Here is a 22,563-nt window from a genome sequence, read left to right as displayed (position 1 = left end):
TTAAATGAATTTAGTATATATGAAGACAAAGATATATTTAGGAATACTTTCACTTGCACTGGGCCTTTCGCTGGCTTCGTGCAATGAAGATGACGACTATACTATCCACACCACCCCGATTCTGAACGAATCGTCGGTGGTGACGGGGTCGTCCGATGTGACCGCCACTACCGCTACACTCCATGCCACGCTCTCCGGGTTGGATGGCATGGATGCCGGAAGCTATAAGACCGGCTTCTTCTATGGTTTTGCGCAAGACAACCTGCCCGAGGACGTGCAGGCTGCTTATGACGGTAGCGCCTTCAGTGCTCAGTTGAACGGGTTGAACAATAACTCTACGCTCTATTATCAGGCTTATGTATGCTTGCAGGGTAAGGTGTATTACAAAGGTGAGGTGAAAAGCTTGCTCACCACCGATGCCAAGGTGGCTACTGCCGATGCCGCATCTGTCGACTTCGCCTCGGCTGTATTGGGTGGGACATTGACCGATGCTACGGCCGATGCTACTTGTGGTGTTGTTATCTCTACTTCATCCGATGTAGAAGCGGTTCGTGCAGGCCTTATAGTGAAGAGTGAGGAACTTAAGGACAGCTATTCATTCGTCCATGAAGGGTTGGTGCCCGAAACGCAATACTATTATGCGGCTTACCTCAATCTGGGTAGCGGCATTGTGTATGGTGAGGTGAAGAGCTTCACTACTCCTGCCTATGACTTCGATCTCGACAATGACCTTGTCGACCTGGGACTCTCCGTGAAGTGGGCTCGCTTCAATGTGGGTGCCAAGAGCGAGACTGGACTGGGTGGCCTTTTCGGATTCGGTGACCTGACCGGATGCAACAATAGCATCGACCCTGCCGACTATGCTTCGGCCGATACTTATAAAACGGCTTCCGACTTGGCTTTCCGTGCATTTCAAGGGCGTGCCACACTGCCTACTGCCGATGATTTCGAGGAACTCTTCACGTTGTGCCAGAAAGAGTGGACTGAGCAGAATGGAGTGACAGGTTTCAAGTTCACCGGTCCTAATGGTAATTCCATCTTCCTGCCTGCAGCCGGTACGCGTGTGGCAAACGATGTGACGGCGCTGGGTACTGAAGGATATTACCTCACCGGTACTGTCAACTCTTCCAATACAGAATTTGCGGTAGGTTACCAGTTTGCAGCTTCTGTCAATCACCGTATCACTGCCGCAGTTTATCAAGGTATGGCTGTACGCGCTGTTTCCACAGCCAAGAACGTACCGTTCAACAAGGCTCTGCTCTATCAGAAGTGGTATCTTGACAATGGCCAGGACGGTAAGCAGCACGTGTTTGAAGGACCTTTCACGCAGTGGGGTGTTACGGACAACTGGAGCACAGTTTCCAACGGACAACCCAACATTGAACAGCAGATTCATTGGGAGATGGGTACGGATAATGGCTGGATAGGTTATACTTACGGAAAGGACTATGGTTATATGGAGCTCAAGGAGGACGGTACGGTGAATATTCATCGTATTGCCGAAGACGGTACCGTGACCGATGAAACCGGTAAGTTTACGATTGACGAGGCGAATAAAGTGATTGACATCGACATAGATGTGCTTTGTGCCAATACTTGGATTGGCACGAAGAGTGGTAAGCTGAACATTCTGTCGTTGACTGCCGACGGCTTGCAGATTGCCCTGCCCGATGGCGACTATGGCTATTCGTTGAACTATTACAGCCAGGCCAAGGCCGATGCCGATGCGCAGGTTCCTGTATTGCTCAATATCGCCGATTCATCATGGGCAGGAAGTTGGGATGCACTGCTTGTAGCCATTTCACCCGAAGACTTGGCTGGACAGCACACGTTTGTTTTCGAGGGAACTTGTACCGATGCTATGGTGTTTACGCTTGACTTTGCCGGTATGGCGAAGCGCTATCCCAATTCGTTTGTACGCATTGACGACATCAAGCTGGACGGTACTTCCATCCGGTTTGATGCCAACCGCTTCTATTATGGCGACATTGAAGGAAACGGCAAGTACCGTGTTCAGTTGTTCAATGCTTATGGGGCGGGTTCTGTAGGCAATGCTGTTCCTCTCAGTCCGTTCAGCAATGTAGAAAATCAAGGTACCGAGCCTGCCATCCATTTCAAGGAGAAGCTTGAGATTGTCTGCACCGTCATTACCGACGGTACCGGTGCAGGTATTTATACGCCCAATCTGGTTACTGTCAATCCGGATTGGGGAAGTGCATGGGGATATAACGCAGGAGCTACGTTCGAGGTGAAATACGAGAACTTCCAGTACAGCCTTGTGGCTTCTCAGTTCGACATTAAGTACGAATCTGCCGACTATGCGGCAGGTTCCATCATGACCTTCGTTGAAGTGGCTGACATTTACAAGTATTTCCCCGGTTTACATGCCACACTTGACAACCTCTATCTGGATGGCAAGGAAGTGACATTTGATGCATCCAAAGTGCTCGATGCCAATGAATCCCCGAAGTATCGTCTGGAACTTTGGAATTGCTATGGGACAACAAAGGATAAAGGGTGCGCTTTCGGTACTCCTGATGGTGATGTTATCAAGGAACTTGGTTTCAGCAGTTCTATGGAAGTGAAGTTCACGTTCCACACTCTTTTCTCTGTTCCTGAATGGTAAGAGGGATAGACGGAAATATACTGGTTAGATAGGAAATCCGGGATGCAGGCCATCCCGGATTTTTTGTTTTGCCCTCACCGGTGTGCATCGTTCTGATATAGATTGAAGAACCATAGAGAGAATAAAATAAAGGAGGTGGTCCGTAAGGCGGCGCTTTGATAGCTCTTTGCCTTGTACTTTGTTCGGACGGGATGGGTACTTATTGCGATAAACATAGTGATTTTATGGTATCTCCACTAAAGTGGTCCGCCTTGTTCATAGTAGTGAACAAATCAGCCCACTTAGGTGAACAAACTTGTTCACCTAAGTGGGCCGTTCATGAATCTTTGTACTGAACCGGACAGACAAAAGGGCGGAAGCGGAGAAAAGCAGGGGCTTTCTCTAAGATTGGCTGCTATTTTCCTTCGTAATCAAAGTATTCAAAGTCTGCATATGCTTTTGAGGTTTGAGAACCGGAGACGGCATACAATCCCAGCATGATTCCCGTAAAGCCACCGGCAGTTTCTGTACTGATATAGCGCGTATTCATTCGGCCCAGTTCTTTGAAGTCCTTTCCGTTTGTGGCATACTCGAACGAATAGATTTCGTTGCTGCCTTTTACACGGAGTTGTACTTTCCCCTGGGGCAGAATAACTTCCTTTTCCGTATGGGTCAATTCATTCAATTGGTAGCGCAATACTACAGCTTGTTTCCCGTCTGCCAATTGCTTGACTAATAAATCGTAATGGGATGATTCGAACATGTAGACCGTCAGGCCGGCTTCGTCGCCACTGGCGGCTTTTTTCAGTTGCATGGAAGTGGTGGCTGTGAAGTCGATATGTTCTTGCCGGCGGCCGGCAAAAGTAGGACTGCCTTTCCCGTTGTTCAGGTTTACGGGGGTTGCTTTCAGACGGAGGTTACCGGAAGCAAAGGTATAGTTTTCCGGATGATAGTTTCTGATATGAACCCATTCGGGACCTAATTTGCCGTTTTTGAAATCGGTGCGTGCAGGCTTGGGGGCAAGAGGATATTGCGGTAGGGTTGGCACATCCATTTGCAGGGCTATTGTGCCATCTCCGTTTACTACCGGCCAGGCATTCTTGTCCCAGCGCACGGGAGCAAGGAACGTTTCGCGTCCCAGCAGGTGATGGTTGCCGCTTTGCGGACGGAAAGCGAGACACACCATCCACCACGAACCGTCAGGGGCTTGTATCAGGTCGGCATGGCCGGTTCCTTGTATCGGGCTGTTTTGTGCATTCTTGTTGATGTGGGTCAGGATGGGATTGGCGGGATTCTCTTCGTACGGGCCGTCTATATCGCGGCTACGGGCTATTGTCACTTTGTGGCCGTATTCCGTGCCGCCTTCGGAAATCAGCAGATAATACCAGCCGTCTTTCTTGTAAATATGCGGCCCTTCAGGGTGCCGTCCGCCCGTGCCGTTCCAGATGCGTTTGGACTCGTTGAGTTGTTCGCCGGTTTTGGGGTTGATTTCGCACAGATAGATACCTACGCCCGGATTGCTGACAAGGTAACACTTGTCGTCTTCAAAATAGAGGGACGGGTCTATACCGCCTTGCTTGAGCCATACGGGTTCTGACCATTCGCCACGCGGGTCGGTAGTGTGTACAAGGAAGTTGCCTTTGTCGGACACGTTGGTGGTAATCATGTAGAATGTACCGCTGTTGTAGCGGATGGTAGGTGCATAGATTCCTCCCCATGGGCCGGCGTCGTGAAGCGGCAGTTGTGAGGGGCGCGTCAGGCAGTGTCCGATTTGTTCCCAGTTGATGAGGTCTTTGCTGTGGAACAACGGTACGCCCGGGAAATATTGGAAACTACTGTTGACCAGATAAAAGTCATCTCCTGCGCGGCAGATACTCGGGTCGGGATGGAAACCGGGAATAACGGGATTTTGATAACCTTGCCGGTTTTGTGAAAAGCAGGACAGGCTGAGCGCCAGTCCTAAAAGTAACATCATCTTTCTCATAAATGCATTGTATTTTAAATAGTTTATCAGATATATGAATCAGGGTAGTTGAAGGAAGTGTTTATACACAAAAATAAAGTATTCTTTCGGTTCAAGCAAGCCGGATGTGTCTGATGTCATTCAATGATAACTTTTGAGCCCTATTCGGAAACAAATGATACCGTTGCAGATAACATGGCATCGGTGTGTTTTCCGCCTTTTCCGCTACTTTTGCTCTCACTGATTTAACCATTATTTTTAATACGTAAAGACATGATGAAGAATATCATTGAAAAATTCCAAATTTGCCTGGTGCTGTCGGCACTGCTTTTCTCTTCTTTCGTTGCCGCATGTTCCGGCAATGATGATACTGTGACTCCAGAAATAACGATTCCCGCGAACATTCTGACGGATGGAATGACTTTCTCCAAGACCGGAGGAACAAGTACGCTGAACATCAAGTCGAACGTTGCATTGGAAGTTACCAGCAGTGCACCGGAGTGGTGTAAGGTTACTGCCGAAAGTTCTGCTTCGAGTAGTATTTTGAAGTATACCGTTATGGCAGAAGCCAATACGGACACGAGTGACCGTGAAGCCAAGGTAACGGTGAAAGCCGGAGGCAGCGAAGTAGGGAGCTTCACAGTGAAACAAACGGCTGCGGACGGATTAATCATATCCAACTCTACCTCTTTCGACCTGCCAGCTGCGGGAGGAGATGTTTCTGTGGTGGTGGAAACCAATGGTGACGTACAAGCCGTTTCCGATGTTTCTTGGATAAAGGCGGTCAATACCCGTGCCATGGAAGACAAGATTTTCAAGTTTACCGTCTCTCCCAATCCTTTGGGAGCGCGCGAAGGCCATATCTCTTTTACTTTGGGTAGCCTGACGGAGACTGTGGCCGTAAAGCAGGGTGCGGGCGAAACCGGCAATATGGAAAGCGATGCCAGGACACTTGCCGCCAAGATGTATGCAGGTATCAATATCGGCAACACGCTGGAAGCTTGTGATAACAAGAACAAGATAGCGAGCGAAACGTTATGGGGAAATCCTAAAGTGAGTGAGGCATATATCAAAGGGCTGAAGGCATTGGGATTTAATGCGGTGCGCATCCCTTGCGCGTGGGATTACTACATTGTGAATCCATCGACCTATGAGATAGATGCTGCATGGCTCGACCGGGTGAGCGAAGTGGTGGGCTACTGTGTAGCCAATGATATGTATGCCATTGTCAATATCCATTGGGATGGCGGTTGGCTTGAAGAGAGTATCACCCATGGTTACAGCAGCGAAGTAGATGCCAAGCAGAAAGCTATCTGGACACAGATTGCCAATAAACTGAATGCTTATGACGAACACCTGCTCTTTGCCGGATGTAACGAACCCGGACAGCAAGACCAGGGGAACGTTGGCACATCGGCCATAGATGTCATCTTGAAATACGAACAGACCTTCATTGATGCCGTGCGTGCCACCGGAGGAAATAATGCGAGCCGTTGTCTGATTGTGCAAGGTCCTTATACCAATATTGACAAGACGGTGAATGACTACACGATGCCCAAGGATGAGGTACCCGACCGTCTGATGGTGGAAGTTCACTTCTATGATCCCTATCAGTTCACCATGATGAACCATGACGAAACCTGGAGCAATGTATTCCTTTATTGGGGTAAGGATAATCATGTATCCGGTTCCATTCATAATGCCACCGGTTACGAAGAAGATTATGTGAAGCAGCAATTCCAGAAGATGAAAACGGCCTATGCAGATAAGGGAATTCCTGTGATTGTAGGCGAGTATAGTGCCATGAAGCGGGCAAAAGAAGACAAGATAGAGGGGACTTCTGAACTTGCCTATCCTGATATTGACCAGGAGATGCATAACAAGAGCCGCTCCTATTGGAATGAGGTAGTCACCCGAGAGGCGAAAAACCACGGTTGTGTCCCCTTTTATTGGGAAACCGGCGGTGACATGAACCGTGGTACGGGTACGGCGAAGGAGGCTTATGCCATTGAGGGCATCATGAAGGGAGCCGCAGCCGGTCAATACCCTTATTGATTGAGTGGTGGATAGAATAAAAGACAGTTTTTAAAAGTATCATACAAATAGGTTTTATAGGTTACAAGGATTGTTGATATAGTTTTTTTGATTGGTTACGGAGAAGTATGTCCGCGAGGGATATGCTTCTCCTTCTTTAAAAATCCTTGTCTTTCCTTGCTTTTCTGTTCGTTTTTCACTTCATTTGCAACAAAAATAACTTCCCTTAGCTCTGATAGTATGAAAAGACTGCAACTACTGCTCTTGTGGGTTTGGATGGTATGTTTCTCTGCTGCTTCACATGACTACATGTTTAAACATTTGGAAGTGAAAGACGGACTTTCCAATAATCAGGTTAATGCTATTTATAAAGATTCAAACGGATTCATGTGGTTTGGTACAGCTTCGGGGCTGAACCGCTATGATGGTTACAATATAAAGATTTATCGCAGCCAGAAAGATGACGAGAAATCTCTTCCCGATAGTTATGTCGAGGATATACAAGAAGATGCGTCCGGTAATTTGTGGATACGTACGGGAAGTGGGTATGCCATTTACAACTCGGCTTCCGATGTTTTTGACCGTAATGTGGAAGCTTGGATGTGGAACGTCGGTCTGACCGGAAATCCTTCGCTTATCTATATTGATAAGGAAAAGACTTTCTGGATCTATATTAATGGTAAAGGTGTTTACAGCTATAGAGAAGGACAGAAAAATGCCGTGGCAGTAAAGGAGGCGGATGAACTGCTTGCGAAAGCCGAAGTGTCCGACATGAAAGAATGCGGCGAAGGAATCCTGTTGGTTTTGAGTAACGGTATCTTGGTTTGTATAGATGAGGAAAAGCAAAATATCAAGTGGACCAATCCGGACATTGCCGAAGATTGCAGGGAAGTAAAGAATGCTACCTTTGATTTGTTTGTCGACCATAGTGGGCGGGCGTGGATATTCAGTGTGGAGGGGATGTGGATTTATAGCCTTTCTCGGAAGGTTTGGGAACAGCGTTCTCCCCGAACGGACACCTACAATACCGTACGTGCAGTGGCACAGGATAAATACGGATGTATATGGGTAGGCAGGGATCAGGATGGCGTTGAATTGATAGAACCGGCGGGACGGAAAATCCGTCTGGCGAACGATCCTAATAACGGGCGTACTCTGTCCAACAATACAATAACGGCTCTTTATGAAGATGAGGCCGGTACGATGTGGGTGGGAACCTACAAGAAGGGCGTCTCTTTCTATAATGAAAGTGTCTTCAAATTCGGCATTGCCGATGTAGGCGACATCAATTGTGTGGAGGACGGAGGCGGTGATATCGTATGGGTGGGGACCAACGACCGCGGGTTGATTCGCTGGAATAGCGTGACGGATGAACGTATGTTTTTTTCGCATACGGCAGATCCCCGCTCTATCTCGAGTGATGTCATAGTCTGCCTTCTTCGGGACAGTAGCGGCAGAGTGTGGGCTGGTACTTTCTGGGGCGGACTGAATTGCTATGATGGAAACCGCTTTATCCATTACCGGTCCCGTAAGGGAGACAGTAACTCGCTGGTCTATGACAATGTATGGGCATTGGCAGAAGATGCGGACAAAAATATCTGGATCGGTACGTTGGGGGGAGGATTGCAATGCCTGAATCCTCAGACGGGGATATTTACCACCTATTCTACAGGTAATTCAAACCTTGTGTCGGACTATATCTCATCCCTCTGCATCAGCTGTGACAATAATCTGATTATCGGTACTTCGGCAGGGATGGCTTTCATGGACCTGAGGACCGGCGAGATTACAAATTTTGCAGGTACAAAATCGGGTAAGACCAGACTTTCCAACCAAAATATCAATCAAGTTTACGAAGATAGTCGCGGTTTGTTATGGATAGCCACGCGTGAAGGCTTGAATGTATATGACAGCAAACGGGATGAATTGTACGAAGTGCCTATCAAACCCGGTTTCTCCAAACTATTGATATTAGGTATTACGGAAGATGAAAACAAAAGTATATGGATCAGCACCGGAGGAGAACTGATAAACGTGGTGTTGTCCGTTGACAGCAAGACGGAGCAGCCCGTGTTCCGTTGCTATACCTATAATGACAAGGACGGGTTGCAGAGTTGTGACTTCAACCAGCGTTCCCTCAAACGACTGCATACGGGCGAGATTGTAGTGGGAGGACTGTATGGGCTGAATCGCTTCCAGCCGGGCAACATAAAGTATAACCGTACGTTGCCCAAGGTTATGTTTACCGGTTTCCAGTTGTTCAATGAAGACGTGAAGGTGGGCAAGGAGTATGCAGGACGTGTCATCTTGAAGGAAGCTTTGAATGAAACAGAAGAAGTTGTCTTGGCTTATAAGCAGAATGTGTTCACGGTGCTGTTCGCGTCGGACAATTTCGTGCTGCCCGAAAAGACACAGTATTTCTATAAATTGGAAGGGTTTAATGAGAACTGGCTGACGAGTATGTCCGATATGCATCGCGTTACCTATACCAATCTGGCTCCGGGGACTTACATTTTAAAAGTGAAGGCTACAAACAGTGACGGATATGCGGGTACTGAAGAGGCTTCGCTCAAGATTGTCATTCTTCCGCCTTTCTGGATGACTCCGTGGGCATATATCGTTTATGCTCTTCTGATAGTAGGAGTTGTTTCCTTTTCACTTTATGCCGTACAACGGAGGGAACGTAATAAGTTCAGAATCCGCCAGATAGAGGAAGATGCGAAGAAGAGGGAGGAGTTGAGCCAGATGAAATTCCGCTTTTTTACGAATGTCAGCCATGAGTTGCGTACGCCGCTTACGCTGATTATATCGCCGATGGAAAGTATGATGAAGGAGATTACGGACGAAAAACTGCATGGCAAGCTACAACTGATGTACCGCAATGCGCAGCGTTTGTTGAATCTGGTCAACCAGTTGCTCGATTTCCGTAAGAATGAGATGGCAGGATTGCATCTCACTTTGTCCGAGGGGGATATTGTGGCGTATGTGCGTAGCATCTGTGCTTCTTTCCTGATGCTTTCTGAAAAGAAACATGTGCATCTGACATTCTTTTCGGCCATGGAATCGCTGAATATGTCATTCGACGAGGATAAAATTGGTAAAGTTGTGATGAATCTTCTGTCCAATGCTTTCAAATTTACTCCGGACGGGGGACGTGTGGATGTGGCATTGGAAATGTCGAAAGAGATGTCCGGAAGATTGCTGATAAAGGTATCGGATACCGGTGTCGGTATCAGGGATGAAGACAAGGAGCGGATTTTTGAACGTTTCTATCAGGTGGAGCAGGAAGAACCGGAGCACCAGTCAACGGGTAGCGGTATTGGCTTGAGCCTGGTACGCGACTTTGTGACGCTGCATGAGGGTACGGTGCGCGTTGTCGACAATGTGGGTTCCGGTAGTGTGTTTCTGGTTGAGCTCCCGGTTAAACATGTACGTGTAAGTCCTCCCAAGCCTGCACCGCTTACAGAAGAGGTGGAAGAGCATGAGGAACTTTTGCCGGGTATGGAAGAGGAAGCGCTTTCGGTTGATTTGCTGGACGATATGGAGGATAATGAAGATGAAAAAGAAAAGCCGTTGGCCCTGATTGTGGATGATAATGAAGATTTGGTTGCCTTCATGAAAGATAGTCTGAGCTTGTATTTCCGTATACAGTCAGCTTCCAATGGTCGGGAAGCTTGGCAGAAAATATCGGAACTGATGCCGGATATTATTGTCAGCGACGTAATGATGCCCGAGATGGATGGGAATGAATTGTGCCGCTGGGTGAAGACCGATAAACGCACGAGTGACATTCCGATGATATTACTCACTGCACGGCAGGCTGTGGAAGATAAAGTGGAGGGGTTGACCATCGGTGCGGATGATTATGTGACGAAACCTTTCAATGTGGAAATCCTTATTCTGCGTATGCGCAAGTTGATTGACCTGAGCAAGAAGCGCAAGGCAAAGTCGCTCATTGACCCCGAACCAAGTGAAATAGCCATTACTTCGTTGGATGAAAAGCTGGTGGAAAATGCCATCAAATATGTGGAGGCGAACATCGGTCGGTGTGACTTGTCCGTAGAAGAGTTGAGTCGGGGGTTGGGTATGAGCCGGGTACATCTTTACAAGAAACTCTTGCAGATAACCGGTAAGACACCTATTGAATTTATCCGTGTCATCCGTCTGAAAAGAGCGGCGCAGATGCTGCGCGAGAGTCAGCAAAATGTATCGGAGATAGCGTATCAGTTGGGCTTTAACAACCCCAAGTATTTCAGCAAATATTTCAAGGATGAATTCGGTGTTTTGCCCTCTGTTTATCAGGAAAGAGAGGGTAGATAACAAAAGATACCCCTTACGGAAACATATTGTCTTTTAGGGTAATCAAAAGCGCCCTTTTGTTTCAACATCGGGGAGACCCGTTTTTGAAGGAAACTTTCTATTTTTACATCGGAGAAAATTCACTTTAAAAACAGTAATATGAAATTGAAAAACACTTCAGTTTATTTGCTTGCCGGATGGATGCTCGCCGCATGTTCCGGAGGCGGATTCCAAAAGACCGAGAATGGTGTTGTTGTGGAAGTCAAGCAGCAGCAACCGACGGATGTGCGTAAAGTAAGATTGGAAGTAATGGGTGAGAAGCTCATTCATGTATCGGCTACTCCTGAGAAGGAATTTTCAAAGGAGCAGAGTCTCATTGTGATCCCTCAACAGAATAAGACCGACTTTAAGGTCGAAGAGCAGGGCGATGAAGTGACTGTCAAGACATCGGAATTATGTGCCATTGTGTCCAAGACAACGGGTGAGGTACGCTTCACGGATGCCGACGGCAAGCAGATTCTGGCTGAAGACTCTGACGGGCGGACCTTTACTCCGGTGGAAGTGGAAGGTACGAAAGGATATACAGTACGTCAAGTATTCCAGTCGGCAGGCAATGATGAGGCTTTCTATGGCTTGGGCCAGCACCAGGCGGATGAGTTCAACTATAAAGGTAAGAATGAGGAACTGTTCCAGTACAATACAAAGGTGTCTGTACCCTTTATCGTGTCTAATAAGAACTACGGTGTGCTTTGGGACAGCTATTCGCTCTGCCGTTTCGGTGACCCGCGCGATTACTCACAGCTGGGTGATGTCTTCAAACTTTATGATAAAGAGGGCAAGGAAGGTGCTTTGACCGGTACATATATTCCGGGCAAGAAAGACGTGGAAACCCTTGTACGTCGTGAGGATTCTCTTTATTTTGAACATCTGGACCGTGCCGCACATTTGAGTAAGGTGATTAATTTGCCTGCGGAGTTCCCGTTCGGAGGGTCCGACGTAGTTTATGAGGGAGAAATAGAACCGGCAGAAAGCGGCTTGTTCCGCTTCATCCTTTACTATGCAGGCTACATGAAAGTATATATTGATAATGAGTTGGTGGTTCCCGAACGTTGGCGTACGGCTTGGAATCCTAACACTTATAAGTTTGCTGTCAATCTGGAAGCGGGCAAGCGCGTTCCGTTGAAGATAGAGTGGAAGCCTGATGCCGGTGTTTCTTACTGCGGTCTGCGAGTATTGAGTCCGGTGGCTGATGAAGAACAGAACAAACTCTCCTGGTGGGGTGAAATGCAGAATGAAATAGACTACTATTTCGTTTATGGTGATGATATGGACGATGTGATTAGCGGCTACCGTACATTGACAGGTAAATCCCAGATTATGCCGAAATGGGCGATGGGTTACTGGCAGAGCCGTGAGAAGTACAATACGCGTGAGGAGGTTCTCTCCACGCTGAAGGAATTCCGCGAACGTCAGATTCCTATCGACAATATCGTAATCGACTGGCTGCACTGGAAGCAGGATTCCTGGGGAAGCCATGAGTTCGATCCCGAACGTTTCCCCGACCCGAAAGGAATGGTCGACTCCATCCACGCCATGAACGGACGTCTGATGATTTCCGTATGGCCCAAGTTCTATGCTACGACCGAACACTTCAAGGAATTTGACGAAAAAGGTTGGATGTATCAGCAGGCTATCAAAGACAGCATCAAAGACTGGGTCGGTCCTGGCTATCTGGGCTCTTTCTATGACGCATACGATGCCGATGCACGCAAGCTCTTCTGGAAGCAGATGCAAGACCACTACTATCCTCTGGGTGTTGACGCTTGGTGGATGGATGCCAGCGAACCGAACATACGCGACTGTACGGATTTGCAATACCGCAAGGACCTTTGCGGTCCGACAGCACTCGGCCCCTCTGCCAAGTTCTTCAATGCATACGCACTGATGAATGCAGAAGCTATCTATGACGGACAGCGCGGCGTGGAACCGGACAAGCGCGTCTTCTTGTTGACACGTTCCGGCTTTGCAGGGTTGCAACGCTATTCTACTGCCACCTGGAGTGGTGACATCGCTACCCGTTGGGAAGATATGAAAGCGCAAATCTCTGCCGGCTTGAACTTTGCTGTCAGCGGTATCCCTTATTGGACCATGGACATCGGCGGATTCTGTGTAGAGAACCGTTATGTGGCTGGTCAGATGGAATTCAACAAGACTGGACGTGAAAATGCTGATTACAAGGAATGGAGAGAGTTGAATACCCGTTGGTATCAGTTCGGCGCTTTCTGCCCGTTGTTCCGTGCACACGGCCAGTATCCGTACCGTGAGGTTTGGAATATCGCTCCGGCAGGACATCCGTGCTACAACTCCATCGTTTATTATACGAAGCTGCGTTACAACATGATGCCGTATATCTATTCTTTGGCAGGTATGACTTATTTCAATGATTATACCATCATGCGTCCGCTCGTAATGGACTTCACAGCTGATGCAAACGTCAACAATATAGGTGACCAGTTCATGTTCGGTTCTGCCCTGATGGTGGCTCCGGTTTACGAATACGGTGCACGCAACCGCGAGGTTTATTTCCCGGCAAGCTGCGGTTGGTATGACTTCTACTCCGGCAAGTATGTGGACGGTGGCCAGAAGCTGACAGTGGATGCTCCTTATGAACGTATCCCGCTCTACGTTTGCGAAGGTGCCATTGTACCTTATGGTCCGGATATGCAATACAGTGATGAAAAACCGGCTTCGGAAATCACTCTCTATGTTTATACGGGTAAGGACGGCGCGTTTACGCTCTATGAGGATGAAGGTGTGAACTATAACTACGAGAAGGGACAATATGCCACTATACCGTTTGCCTATAACGATGCTGAGGGTACACTGGTTATCGGCGACCGTACGGGTGACTTCCCCGGTATGCTGAAGGAACGTACTTTCAATGTGGTGAAGGTAAGCAAAGACCAGCCGCAACCGTTCGATTTGAAGGCGAAAGGCACAACGGTGAAGTATGACGGAAAAGCACAAACCGTAAAATTATAATCAGAATGATAGACGACGGTGCCAGGGAGAGAAGTCTTCCCGGTACCGATCTCGTCGTTCCTCGGTGCCGGGCACTTCCCCACTTCTGAATAGCTGTGAGAGAGGAGTAGGCACTCGATAATCTTTTAGATATTTATTACCATGAATAAAATCATATTGTCTTTGGCCATCGGGCTGTCCCTATTGGCCGGTTGCAATGCTCCTAAAGAGGTAGCTGGCGATGACCGTAGCTTGGATTTTACGGCCGACTGGGCCTTTCGCTTGGGAGATGATACGGCGGCAGCCCGTCTGGATTATAATGACGCAGACTGGCGGAAACTGAACTTGCCCCACGATTGGGCTGTTGAAGGAGAGTTCAGTCGGGACAATCCGTCAGGAACAGGGGGAGGTGCTCTGCCTGGTGGTATAGGTTGGTATCGTAAGACTTTTATTGCCGATAAGGTCGATGAGGGCAAGCGCTATCGCATAGATTTCGATGGTGTCTATATGAACTCCACCGTTTATATTAATGGGCATGAACTGGGAACACGCCCCTATGGATACATCTCGTTTAGTTATGATTTGACTCCTTATATCAAATGGGGGGAGAAGAATGTGATTGCTGTAAGAGTGGACAATGCCGAACAACCCAATTCACGTTGGTATTCCGGTTGCGGTATCTACCGTAATGTGTGGTTGACGAAACTGAATCCGGTGCATGTGGCACAGTGGGGTACCTACGTGACGGCAGAAGAAGTGTCGAAGAACAGTGCCCGGTTGAAGATACGTACCAGTTTACAGTACGATGTAGAGATGCAGACGGAAGATTCCGTGCAGCAGGCCGACGGTACATATGTTGTGTTCGATTCGGAAATTATTCCTCTGATTGATGTCGTCCTGCAATCCCGGTTAGTGGATGCCGACGGTCATGTGGTGGGTGAGGCTGTGTCGGAAGCTCAGCTGATGCCTGTCGCTCCGGCAGAAATGGAGCAGGAAATAGAATTGAAGAATCCTAATCTCTGGAGTATTGATGCACCTTATATGTATAAGGTAGAAAGCATCCTCAAGAATAAAGAGACCGGCGAGGTACTCGACCGTTATTATACTCCTACCGGCATCCGTACTTTCCGCTTCGATGCACAAAAAGGATTTATCCTGAATGGTGAACAAGTGAAGATAAACGGTGTCTGCATGCATCATGACCTGGGTTGCCTGGGAGCTGCGGTGAATACGCGCGCCATCGAGCGCCAGTTGGAGATTCTGAAAGAAATGGGTTGCAACGGAATCCGTTGTTCCCATAACCCTCCTGCACCGGAGCTGCTCGACCTTTGCGACCGTATGGGCTTCATCGTGATGGACGAGACTTTCGACATGTGGCGCAAGAAAAAGACCCGCCACGACTATTCACGCTATTTCAACGAATGGCATGAACGCGATTTGACTGACCTTATCGTGCGTGACCGCAATCATCCTTCCATCTTCATGTGGAGCATCGGCAACGAAGTGCTGGAGCAGTGGACGGATGCCAAAGCCGACACCTTGAGTCTGGCAGAGGCCAACCTGGTCTTGAACTTCGGCCATAGTGCGGATATGCTGGCAAAGGACGGAGAAATGTCCGTCAACTCACTGCTGACAAAGAAACTGGCGGACATGGTGAGAAAGCTCGATGCCACGCGCCCCGTGACGGCAGGCTGCAACGAGCCGAATCCGAACAATCATTTGTTCCGTTCCGGTGCGCTTGATATTATCGGCTTCAATTACCATGACGACTGGTTTGCAGGTGTTCCCGTGAACTTCCCCGGTAAGCCGTTCATCGTAACGGAAAGTGTTTCCGGCCTGATGACACGCGGTTACTACCGGATGCCGAGTGATTCGATGTTCATCTGGCCCGAACGTTGGGACAAGCCTTTCTATGATGCCTCGTTCTCTTGCTCCTCCTACGACAACTGTCATGTTCCTTGGGGCAACCGTCACGAAGGTACTATGCGTCATGTGAAGAACAACGACTTTATCAGTGGACAATACGTCTGGACGGGCTTCGATTATATCGGTGAGCCTACTCCTTACGGTTGGCCGGCACGCAGCTCTTACTTTGGCATTATCGACTTGGCCGGCTTCCCGAAGGATGTCTACTACATGTATCAGTCCGAGTGGCGTCCGGATAAGGCGGTGTTGCATCTTTTCCCGCATTGGAATTGGACGGAGGGACAAGACATCGATTTGTGGGCATATTATAACAATGCCGACGAAGTGGAGCTTTTCGTGAATGGAAAGTCGCAGGGTGTGCGCAGCAAGGGAAAAGACGATTTCCACGTCATGTGGCGCGTGAAGTATGAGCCGGGTACGGTAAAGGCTGTTTCCCGCAAGGAAGGAAAGACTGTGGCCGAGCAGGAAATCCGGACAGCGGGCGAACCTGCGCAGATTCGTCTCAGCCCCGACCGCAGTACCATTCAGGCAGATGGCAAAGACTTGAGTTTCATTACGGTTGAGATTCTGGACAAAGATGGAAATTTGTGTCCGAATGCCGAAAACGATGTGACCTTTGCCGTAGAAGGTGCCGGCTTCATTGCTGGAGTGGATAACGGAAGCCCCATCTCTATGGAGAAGTTCAAGGACAACCACCGCAAGACTTTCTACGGAAAGTGCCTGGTGGTACTGCAGAACAACGGTGAACCGGGTGGTGTCAAGGTGACGGCTACGGCTGATGGACTGGAGAAGGCGACGACGGCGATTAAAGTTAAATGATAATTTGATGTGCTAATTGGCACATTAGCATATTAACCAATTAAGACATGAAGAATAAATTTTTAGCAACCTTATTTCTTGCATGCTCCATCAGTACCGTGTCTGCACAGACACCGGTCTATATGGACGATGCGCAACCTATTGAAGCACGTGTAAAGGATGCCCTCAGCCGGATGACGCTGGAAGAGAAGGTAGCCCTTTGCCATGCGCAGAGTAAATTCAGCAGTGCGGGTGTTCCGCGGCTCGGCATTCCCGAGCTTTGGATGAGCGACGGCCCTCACGGTGTCCGTGCCGAAATCAACTGGAATGACTGGGGATATGCCAACTGGACCAATGACAGCATTACCGCTTTCCCGGCCTTGACTTGTCTGGCCGCTACCTGGAATCCGGACATGTCTGCCAAGTATGGCAAGGCCATCGGTGAGGAAGCGCGCTATCGTGAAAAGGATGTGTTGCTGGGCCCCGGCGTCAACATCTACCGCACTCCGATGAACGGGCGTAATTTTGAATATATGGGCGAGGACCCTTATCTGGCCAGTGTGATGTGCGTACCTTACATCCAGGAGTTGCAGAAGAACGGAGTGGCAGCTTGTGTCAAGCACTATGCGCTGAACAACCAGGAACTGTGGCGCGGACATATTGATGTGAATCTTAGCGACCGTGCTTTGCATGAAATCTATCTGCCTGCATTCAAGGCTGCGGTAGAAGAAGGAGGTGCCTGGAGCATTATGGGCGCTTACAATAAGATTCGCGGCCAGCACGCCTGCCATAACGATTTCACACTGAACAAGATTCTGAAAGATGACTGGAAGTTCGACGGCTGTGTCATTACCGACTGGGGCGGTGCCCACGACACCTATGAAGCTGCCGTCAACGGTCTGGATATTGAAATGGGTTCTTACACCAACGGTCTGACGTCCGAGAGTGTATTTACCTATAACGATTATTACCTTGCCAACCCTTACCTCCAGATGTTGAAAGATGGCAAAGTGCCGATGTCTACAATAGATGACAAGGCTTCCCGCATTCTTCGCTTGATATTCCGTACGGCGATGAACCGTCAGAAACCCTATGGTTCGGTAGCTACGGAAGAGCATTATGCCGCTGCCCGCGAGATAGGCAATGAGGGCATTGTGCTGTTGAAGAATGCTCCGGTGATAAAGAAAGGTGCCCCGTTGCTGCCGATTGATGCAGCCAAGTATCAGAATATCCTGGTGGTGGGCGATAATGCCGTACGCTTGCTGAATCAGGGAGGAGGCTCTTCCGAACTGAAAGTGAAGGATATGGTATCTCCGCTGGATGGCTTGCGTGCCGTTTATGGTGATAAGGTAGCCTATGCGAAAGGCTATGCCGCCGGTCGTCCGATGTACGGCCGTGCAGATGAAATTCCGCAGAATGTGGTAGACTCACTCCGTGCAGAAGCCGTGGAAATGGCGAAAAAGGCAGACTTGGTGGTACTGGTAGGCGGATTGAACAAGAACCACTTCCAGGATTGTGAAGGCGGCGACCGTCTGGAATACGGCTTGCCTTTCGGGCAGGATGAACTGATTGAAGCTTTGCTGGGGGTAAACAAGAACCTGGTTCTGGTGCTTCTCAGTGGTAATGCGGTGGAAATGCCGTGGGTATCCCGGGTTCCTGCCATTGTGCAAGGCTGGTATTTAGGCTCCATGGGTGGCAAGTCTCTGGCTGACATCCTGAGTGGTGCGGTGAATCCAAGCGGAAAGTTGCCCTTTTCTTTCCCTGCCAAGTTGACGGATTGCGGTGCACATGCTTTTGATGAACTCAGTTATCCGGGCGACAGCATTAAGCAGGAGTATAAGGAAGATATTCTGGTGGGCTATCGTTGGCACGACACCAAGAAGGTTCCGGCACTCTTCCCCTTCGGTCATGGCTTGAGCTATACTACCTTTACATATGGCAAACCGGTGGCTTCTGCCAAGGCCATGGCTGCCGACGGTACGCTGACGGTGACAGTTGCCGTGAAGAATACGGGTAGCATTGCCGGAAAAGAGATTGTACAGCTTTATGTAGGCGATGATAAATGCAGTGTGCTTCGTCCTGTAAAGGAACTGAAACATTTTGCAAAAGTCGGTTTGGCGCCGGGCGAGGAGAAGAGCGTGACTTTCACCCTTACTCCGGATGATTTGAAGTTCTACGATGAGGCTTCCGCAGCTTGGAAGTACGAACCGGGTAAGTTCAAGGCATACGTTTGCGCTTCGTCTGCCGACGTCCGTGGTGTAGTTTCGTTCGAAATGCAATAATCTTATAATCAGTGCGTAACCACTGCAAAATCAGTACAACTGTTTTGCAGTGGTACTGCATACCTTTTGCAGCGCTACTGCAATTGCTTTGCAGCGTCACTGCAAAAGGTATGCAGCAATGCTGCAAAGTGTATGCAGTAAGTTTGCAGCCTGAAATCAGAATCAAAAAACAATATGAAGACACTTGCCACTCTATTTCTGCTTGCAGCCTCGTTGCTGCTTCGTGCAGCCGATGCGCCTGCCGACAGTTGTAATCATCAGTTGTATTATACGTCACCTGCCGCTATCTGGGAGGAGACTCTTCCTTTGGGCAACGGACGCTTGGGCATGATGCCCGACGGAGGCATTCTCCGTGAGCACATTGTGCTGAATGAAATATCATTATGGAGCGGAATGGAGGCGGATTATAGCAATCCGGATGCTTCGAAGAGTCTGCCTGCCATCCGGCAACTGTTGTTTGAGGGAAAGAACCGAGAGGCACAGGAGCTGATGTACAGCAGTTTTGTTCCGAAGAAGCAGGAGACTGACGGGAGATATGGAACCTATCAGGTATTGGGCGATTTGGATATAGATTTTACCTACAATTCTTCATTATCCATTCTCAACTCTCCATTAAACAACTATCGCCGTTGGCTCAACTTGCGCGATGCGGTGGCATATACGGCTTTCAGGCTGGAAGATGTCGATTATCGCCGTGAGTATTTTGTTTCCCGTGACCGTGATGTCATGCTGATTCATCTGGTTGCCGGACGTGAAGGAGCTCTGAATTTCTCTGCCCGTTTGAGCCGTGCGGAACATAGCTCGGTGACTGTCCAAGGGAACACCCTTTTGATGGACGGCATGTTGGAAAGCGGTAAGCCCGGTTTGGACGGTATGAAATACCGTGTGGCCATGCAACTCGTGCAGAACGGTGGTGAATCGTCTGTCAGCCCGGAAAACGGTATCCGCTTGAAGAACGGGCAGGAAGCCTGGCTGATACTTTCTGCCGCTACCTCCTATGCCGCTGCCGGTACCGACTTCCCGGGCGAACGCTATGCGGAAGTCTGCGACAGCTTGCTCCGTCCTTTCACCGCCCCCGCTAATTCTCCATGTTCCATTCTCCATTCTTCATTCTCCAGCCATGTCACTGCCCACCGTTTCCTCTACGACCGTGTTTCCTTGACGCTTCCTGCCACGCCGGATGATACGCTCCCGACGAACGAGCGCATCCTCCGCTTCACACAGCAGGAGTCGCCGGCATTGGCTGCTCTGTACTATAACTACGGACGCTATCTGCTCATCAGCAGTACCCGTCCCGGCAGCTTGCCGCCCAATCTGCAAGGACTCTGGGCAAATGGAGTATCGACTCCCTGGAACGGGGACTATCATACGAACATCAATATCCAGATGAACCACTGGCCCTTGGAGCAAGCCGGCCTCTCCGAACTCTATCAGCCGCTGACGACGCTGATGGAGCGCCTTATCCCTTCGGGAGAGGCAAGTGCGCGTACCTTCTATGGCGATGAGGCAGATGGCTGGGTGCTCCACATGATGACCAACGTATGGAATTATACCGCTCCCGGCGAACACCCCTCCTGGGGAGCTACCAATACCGGTGGCGCTTGGTTGTGTGCCCATTTGTGGGAACACTATCTGTATACGCAGGACAAGGATTATCTGCGCCGTATCTATCCAGTCTTGAAAGGTGCCGCCCGGTTCTTTAGTTCCACCACCGTGCAGGAGCCTTCGCATGGCTGGCTGGTAACTGCCCCCACTTCTTCTCCGGAAAACAGTTTCTATGTGCCGGGTGACAGCGTGACTCCCGTCAGCATTTGTATGGGTCCCACTATGGATGTGCAACTGCTCACTGAGCTTTATACTAATGTCATCGCCGCCGCTCGCCTGCTGGATTGTGATGCGGATTATGTGGCGAAGCTTGAGGTGGACCTGAAGAGATTCCCACCCATGCAAATCAGTAAGGAAGGATACTTGCAGGAATGGCTGGAAGATTATAAGGAAGTGGATGTGCACCACCGCCACGTTTCCCATCTCTACGGCCTGCATCCGGGAAACCTGATTTCGCCGGAGTCCACCCCCGAGCTTGCCGAAGCCTGCCGGATGACCTTGAACCGTCGTGGAGATGAGGGTACTGGTTGGAGCCGTGCTTGGAAGATAAACTTCTGGGCTCGTTTGGGTGACGGAAACCGTGCTTGGAAACTCTTCAAGAGTTTGCTGCATCCTGCTGTCGATGCTGCGACGGGAGGTCATGGTAGCGGCACTTTCCCCAACTTGTTCTGTTCGCATCCGCCTTTTCAGATTGATGGCAACTATGGTGGCGCGGCGGGAGTTGGCGAAATGCTGTTGCAAAGTCATGAAGGCTTTATCCATCTGCTTCCTGCCCTGCCGGATAGCTGGACTGCCGGCAACTTCCGTGGAATGCGCGTACGTGGCGGTGCTTCCATAGACCTGGATTGGAAGGATGGACGGGCAACGAGGGCTGTTGTTACCGCTCTTGTTCCGGGGAAATTTACAGTAAAGATGCCCGCAAGTACTGTCCGTGCCGAGGTGAAGGTAGGAGGACATACGCATACTTACAAGAAACCGGCATTCTCGTTGGACTTGAACAAGGGAGAGGCGGCGACCATACATTTCTTATAAGAACGTTCCCTTCCGACAAAATTATCAAGTTATTTGTCTTTCGCGCCCGAATGCTGTACATTTGCAGCGCATGTAGAACAAATATCTTAGATAATTATGAAAAATAGAGTACGTTTTTTCTTCTTGTTTCTCGGCTTGCTGGGAGCGTTGGCAGCTCATGCACAAATCAATGAGTTGCCACGTTCCACACCCGAGGCAGAAGGAGTCCCTTCCAAGGCTGTCACTGCCTTGTTTGATTCACTGATGGCATTGCCGAAAACAGATATCCACAGCGTGGTGGTGCTGCGTCACGGCAAGGTCATCGGAGAAATCTATCCGGCTCCGTTCGCGCCGGAATATCGCCATACCATGTATTCCTGCTCCAAAACCTTTGTCGGGGCTGCCGTAGGACTTGCCATTGCAGACAACCGCTTGCGTTTGACAGACCGCGTCGCCGCTTTCTTCCCGGAACTTCTTCCGGATTCGGTTTCCGCTAATCTGGCAGACATGACTGTCCGTGACCTGCTTACCATGACGTCGGGTATCACTCCCGACTGGAATATGCGCAACCTCACTTCCGACTGGATACGTACCTTCCTTGCCAAACCGGTGAAAACTCCGGGCAAGAAGTTTGAATATGATTCGATTAGTACCTATATGCTTTCTGCCATTGTGCAGAAGGTGACGGGCATGACCTTGCTGGATTATCTGAAGCAGAAGCTTTTCATCCCGATGCATATCACGGACGTTGCGTGGGAGATAAGCCCCGAAGGCATCAATACCGGTGGCTGGGGACTGCATATCCAGAGCGAGTCGTTGGCAAAATTCGGATTGTTGCTGCTGAACCGGGGTGTTTGGGAAGGCAAGCAGTTGCTTCCGGCTTCCTGGGTGGAGCAGATGATGACCAGACAGATAGGAGATTATGGCTATCAGATGTGGCTTTGCGAATATCCGGGTGCTGTACGTGCTGACGGGGCTTTGGGACAATACATTCTGATTGTTCCGGATAAGGATATGGT

General features: G+C 49.4%; 9 protein-coding genes. 8 read left to right on the top strand and 1 reads right to left on the bottom strand.

Going from position 1 to position 22,563, the window contains the following annotated elements; all coding sequences use genetic code 11:
- Positions 1-4 precede the first annotated feature (4 nt).
- Positions 5-2,626 carry a hypothetical protein gene (locus ABUA47_RS05580; protein WP_035447715.1) on the top strand — a complete coding sequence of 874 codons (2,622 nt, stop codon included), beginning with the start codon at positions 5-7 and terminating at the stop codon, positions 2,624-2,626.
- A 394-nt stretch (positions 2,627-3,020) separates the two neighbouring features.
- Here the strand turns inward: ABUA47_RS05580 and ABUA47_RS05575 are convergent, their stop codons facing one another.
- Positions 3,021-4,589, bottom strand: coding sequence for a glycoside hydrolase family 43 protein (locus ABUA47_RS05575; protein WP_035447716.1), 1,569 nt, complete (start codon positions 4,587-4,589; stop codon positions 3,021-3,023).
- Positions 4,590-4,841: 252 nt separating this feature from the next.
- On the opposite strand from ABUA47_RS05575, the gene ABUA47_RS05570 reads away from it, so the two are divergent.
- The 7 genes from ABUA47_RS05570 to ABUA47_RS05540 all read left to right on the top strand — a co-directional run.
- Positions 4,842-6,623 (top strand): cellulase family glycosylhydrolase, encoded by a 1,782-nt coding sequence (locus ABUA47_RS05570; protein ID WP_005833637.1) that lies wholly within the window; start codon positions 4,842-4,844, stop codon positions 6,621-6,623.
- Positions 6,624-6,842: 219 nt separating this feature from the next.
- On the top strand, positions 6,843-10,922 hold the full coding sequence (locus ABUA47_RS05565) for a hybrid sensor histidine kinase/response regulator transcription factor (protein WP_172679949.1): 4,080 nt from the start codon (positions 6,843-6,845) through the stop codon (positions 10,920-10,922).
- A 138-nt stretch (positions 10,923-11,060) separates the two neighbouring features.
- A complete protein-coding gene (locus ABUA47_RS05560) occupies positions 11,061-13,943 on the top strand; it encodes a TIM-barrel domain-containing protein (protein ID WP_035447717.1) in 2,883 nt (960 codons plus the stop codon).
- A gap of 141 nt (positions 13,944-14,084) precedes the next feature.
- Positions 14,085-16,667 (top strand): glycoside hydrolase family 2 TIM barrel-domain containing protein, encoded by a 2,583-nt coding sequence (locus ABUA47_RS05555; protein WP_035447718.1) that lies wholly within the window; start codon positions 14,085-14,087, stop codon positions 16,665-16,667.
- A gap of 47 nt (positions 16,668-16,714) precedes the next feature.
- The gene (locus ABUA47_RS05550; protein WP_035447719.1) at positions 16,715-18,928 is read left to right on the top strand and encodes a glycoside hydrolase family 3 C-terminal domain-containing protein; all 2,214 of its coding nucleotides are present in this window, start codon (positions 16,715-16,717) and stop codon (positions 18,926-18,928) included.
- 174 nt (positions 18,929-19,102) lie between these two features.
- Entirely contained in the window at positions 19,103-21,565 is a 2,463-nt protein-coding gene (locus ABUA47_RS05545; protein ID WP_035447720.1) for a glycosyl hydrolase family 95 catalytic domain-containing protein, read from the top strand.
- A gap of 96 nt (positions 21,566-21,661) precedes the next feature.
- Positions 21,662-22,563, top strand: a 902-nt coding sequence (locus tag ABUA47_RS05540) for a serine hydrolase (protein WP_349831453.1), incomplete at its 3' end; no start/stop codon positions are given.

Source organism: Bacteroides sp. RTP31139st1_H2_RTP31139_211217 (assembly GCF_040227615.1).
Lineage (GTDB): Bacteria > Bacteroidota > Bacteroidia > Bacteroidales > Bacteroidaceae > Bacteroides > Bacteroides uniformis.
Note: the sequence above shows the minus strand (reverse complement) of the source record. Positions and strands in the feature narration are given on the sequence as shown.

Excerpts from the sequence above, each read along its gene's own strand:
- ABUA47_RS05580 (WP_035447715.1), top strand. The coding sequence starts at position 5 with ATGAATTTAGTATATATGAAGACAAAGATATATTTAGGAATACTTTCA.
- ABUA47_RS05575 (WP_035447716.1), bottom strand. The coding sequence starts at position 4,589 with ATGAGAAAGATGATGTTACTTTTAGGACTGGCGCTCAGCCTGTCCTGC.
- ABUA47_RS05570 (WP_005833637.1), top strand. The coding sequence starts at position 4,842 with ATGATGAAGAATATCATTGAAAAATTCCAAATTTGCCTGGTGCTGTCG.
- ABUA47_RS05565 (WP_172679949.1), top strand. The coding sequence starts at position 6,843 with ATGAAAAGACTGCAACTACTGCTCTTGTGGGTTTGGATGGTATGTTTC.
- ABUA47_RS05560 (WP_035447717.1), top strand. The coding sequence starts at position 11,061 with ATGAAATTGAAAAACACTTCAGTTTATTTGCTTGCCGGATGGATGCTC.
- ABUA47_RS05555 (WP_035447718.1), top strand. The coding sequence starts at position 14,085 with ATGAATAAAATCATATTGTCTTTGGCCATCGGGCTGTCCCTATTGGCC.
- ABUA47_RS05550 (WP_035447719.1), top strand. The coding sequence starts at position 16,715 with ATGAAGAATAAATTTTTAGCAACCTTATTTCTTGCATGCTCCATCAGT.
- ABUA47_RS05545 (WP_035447720.1), top strand. The coding sequence starts at position 19,103 with ATGAAGACACTTGCCACTCTATTTCTGCTTGCAGCCTCGTTGCTGCTT.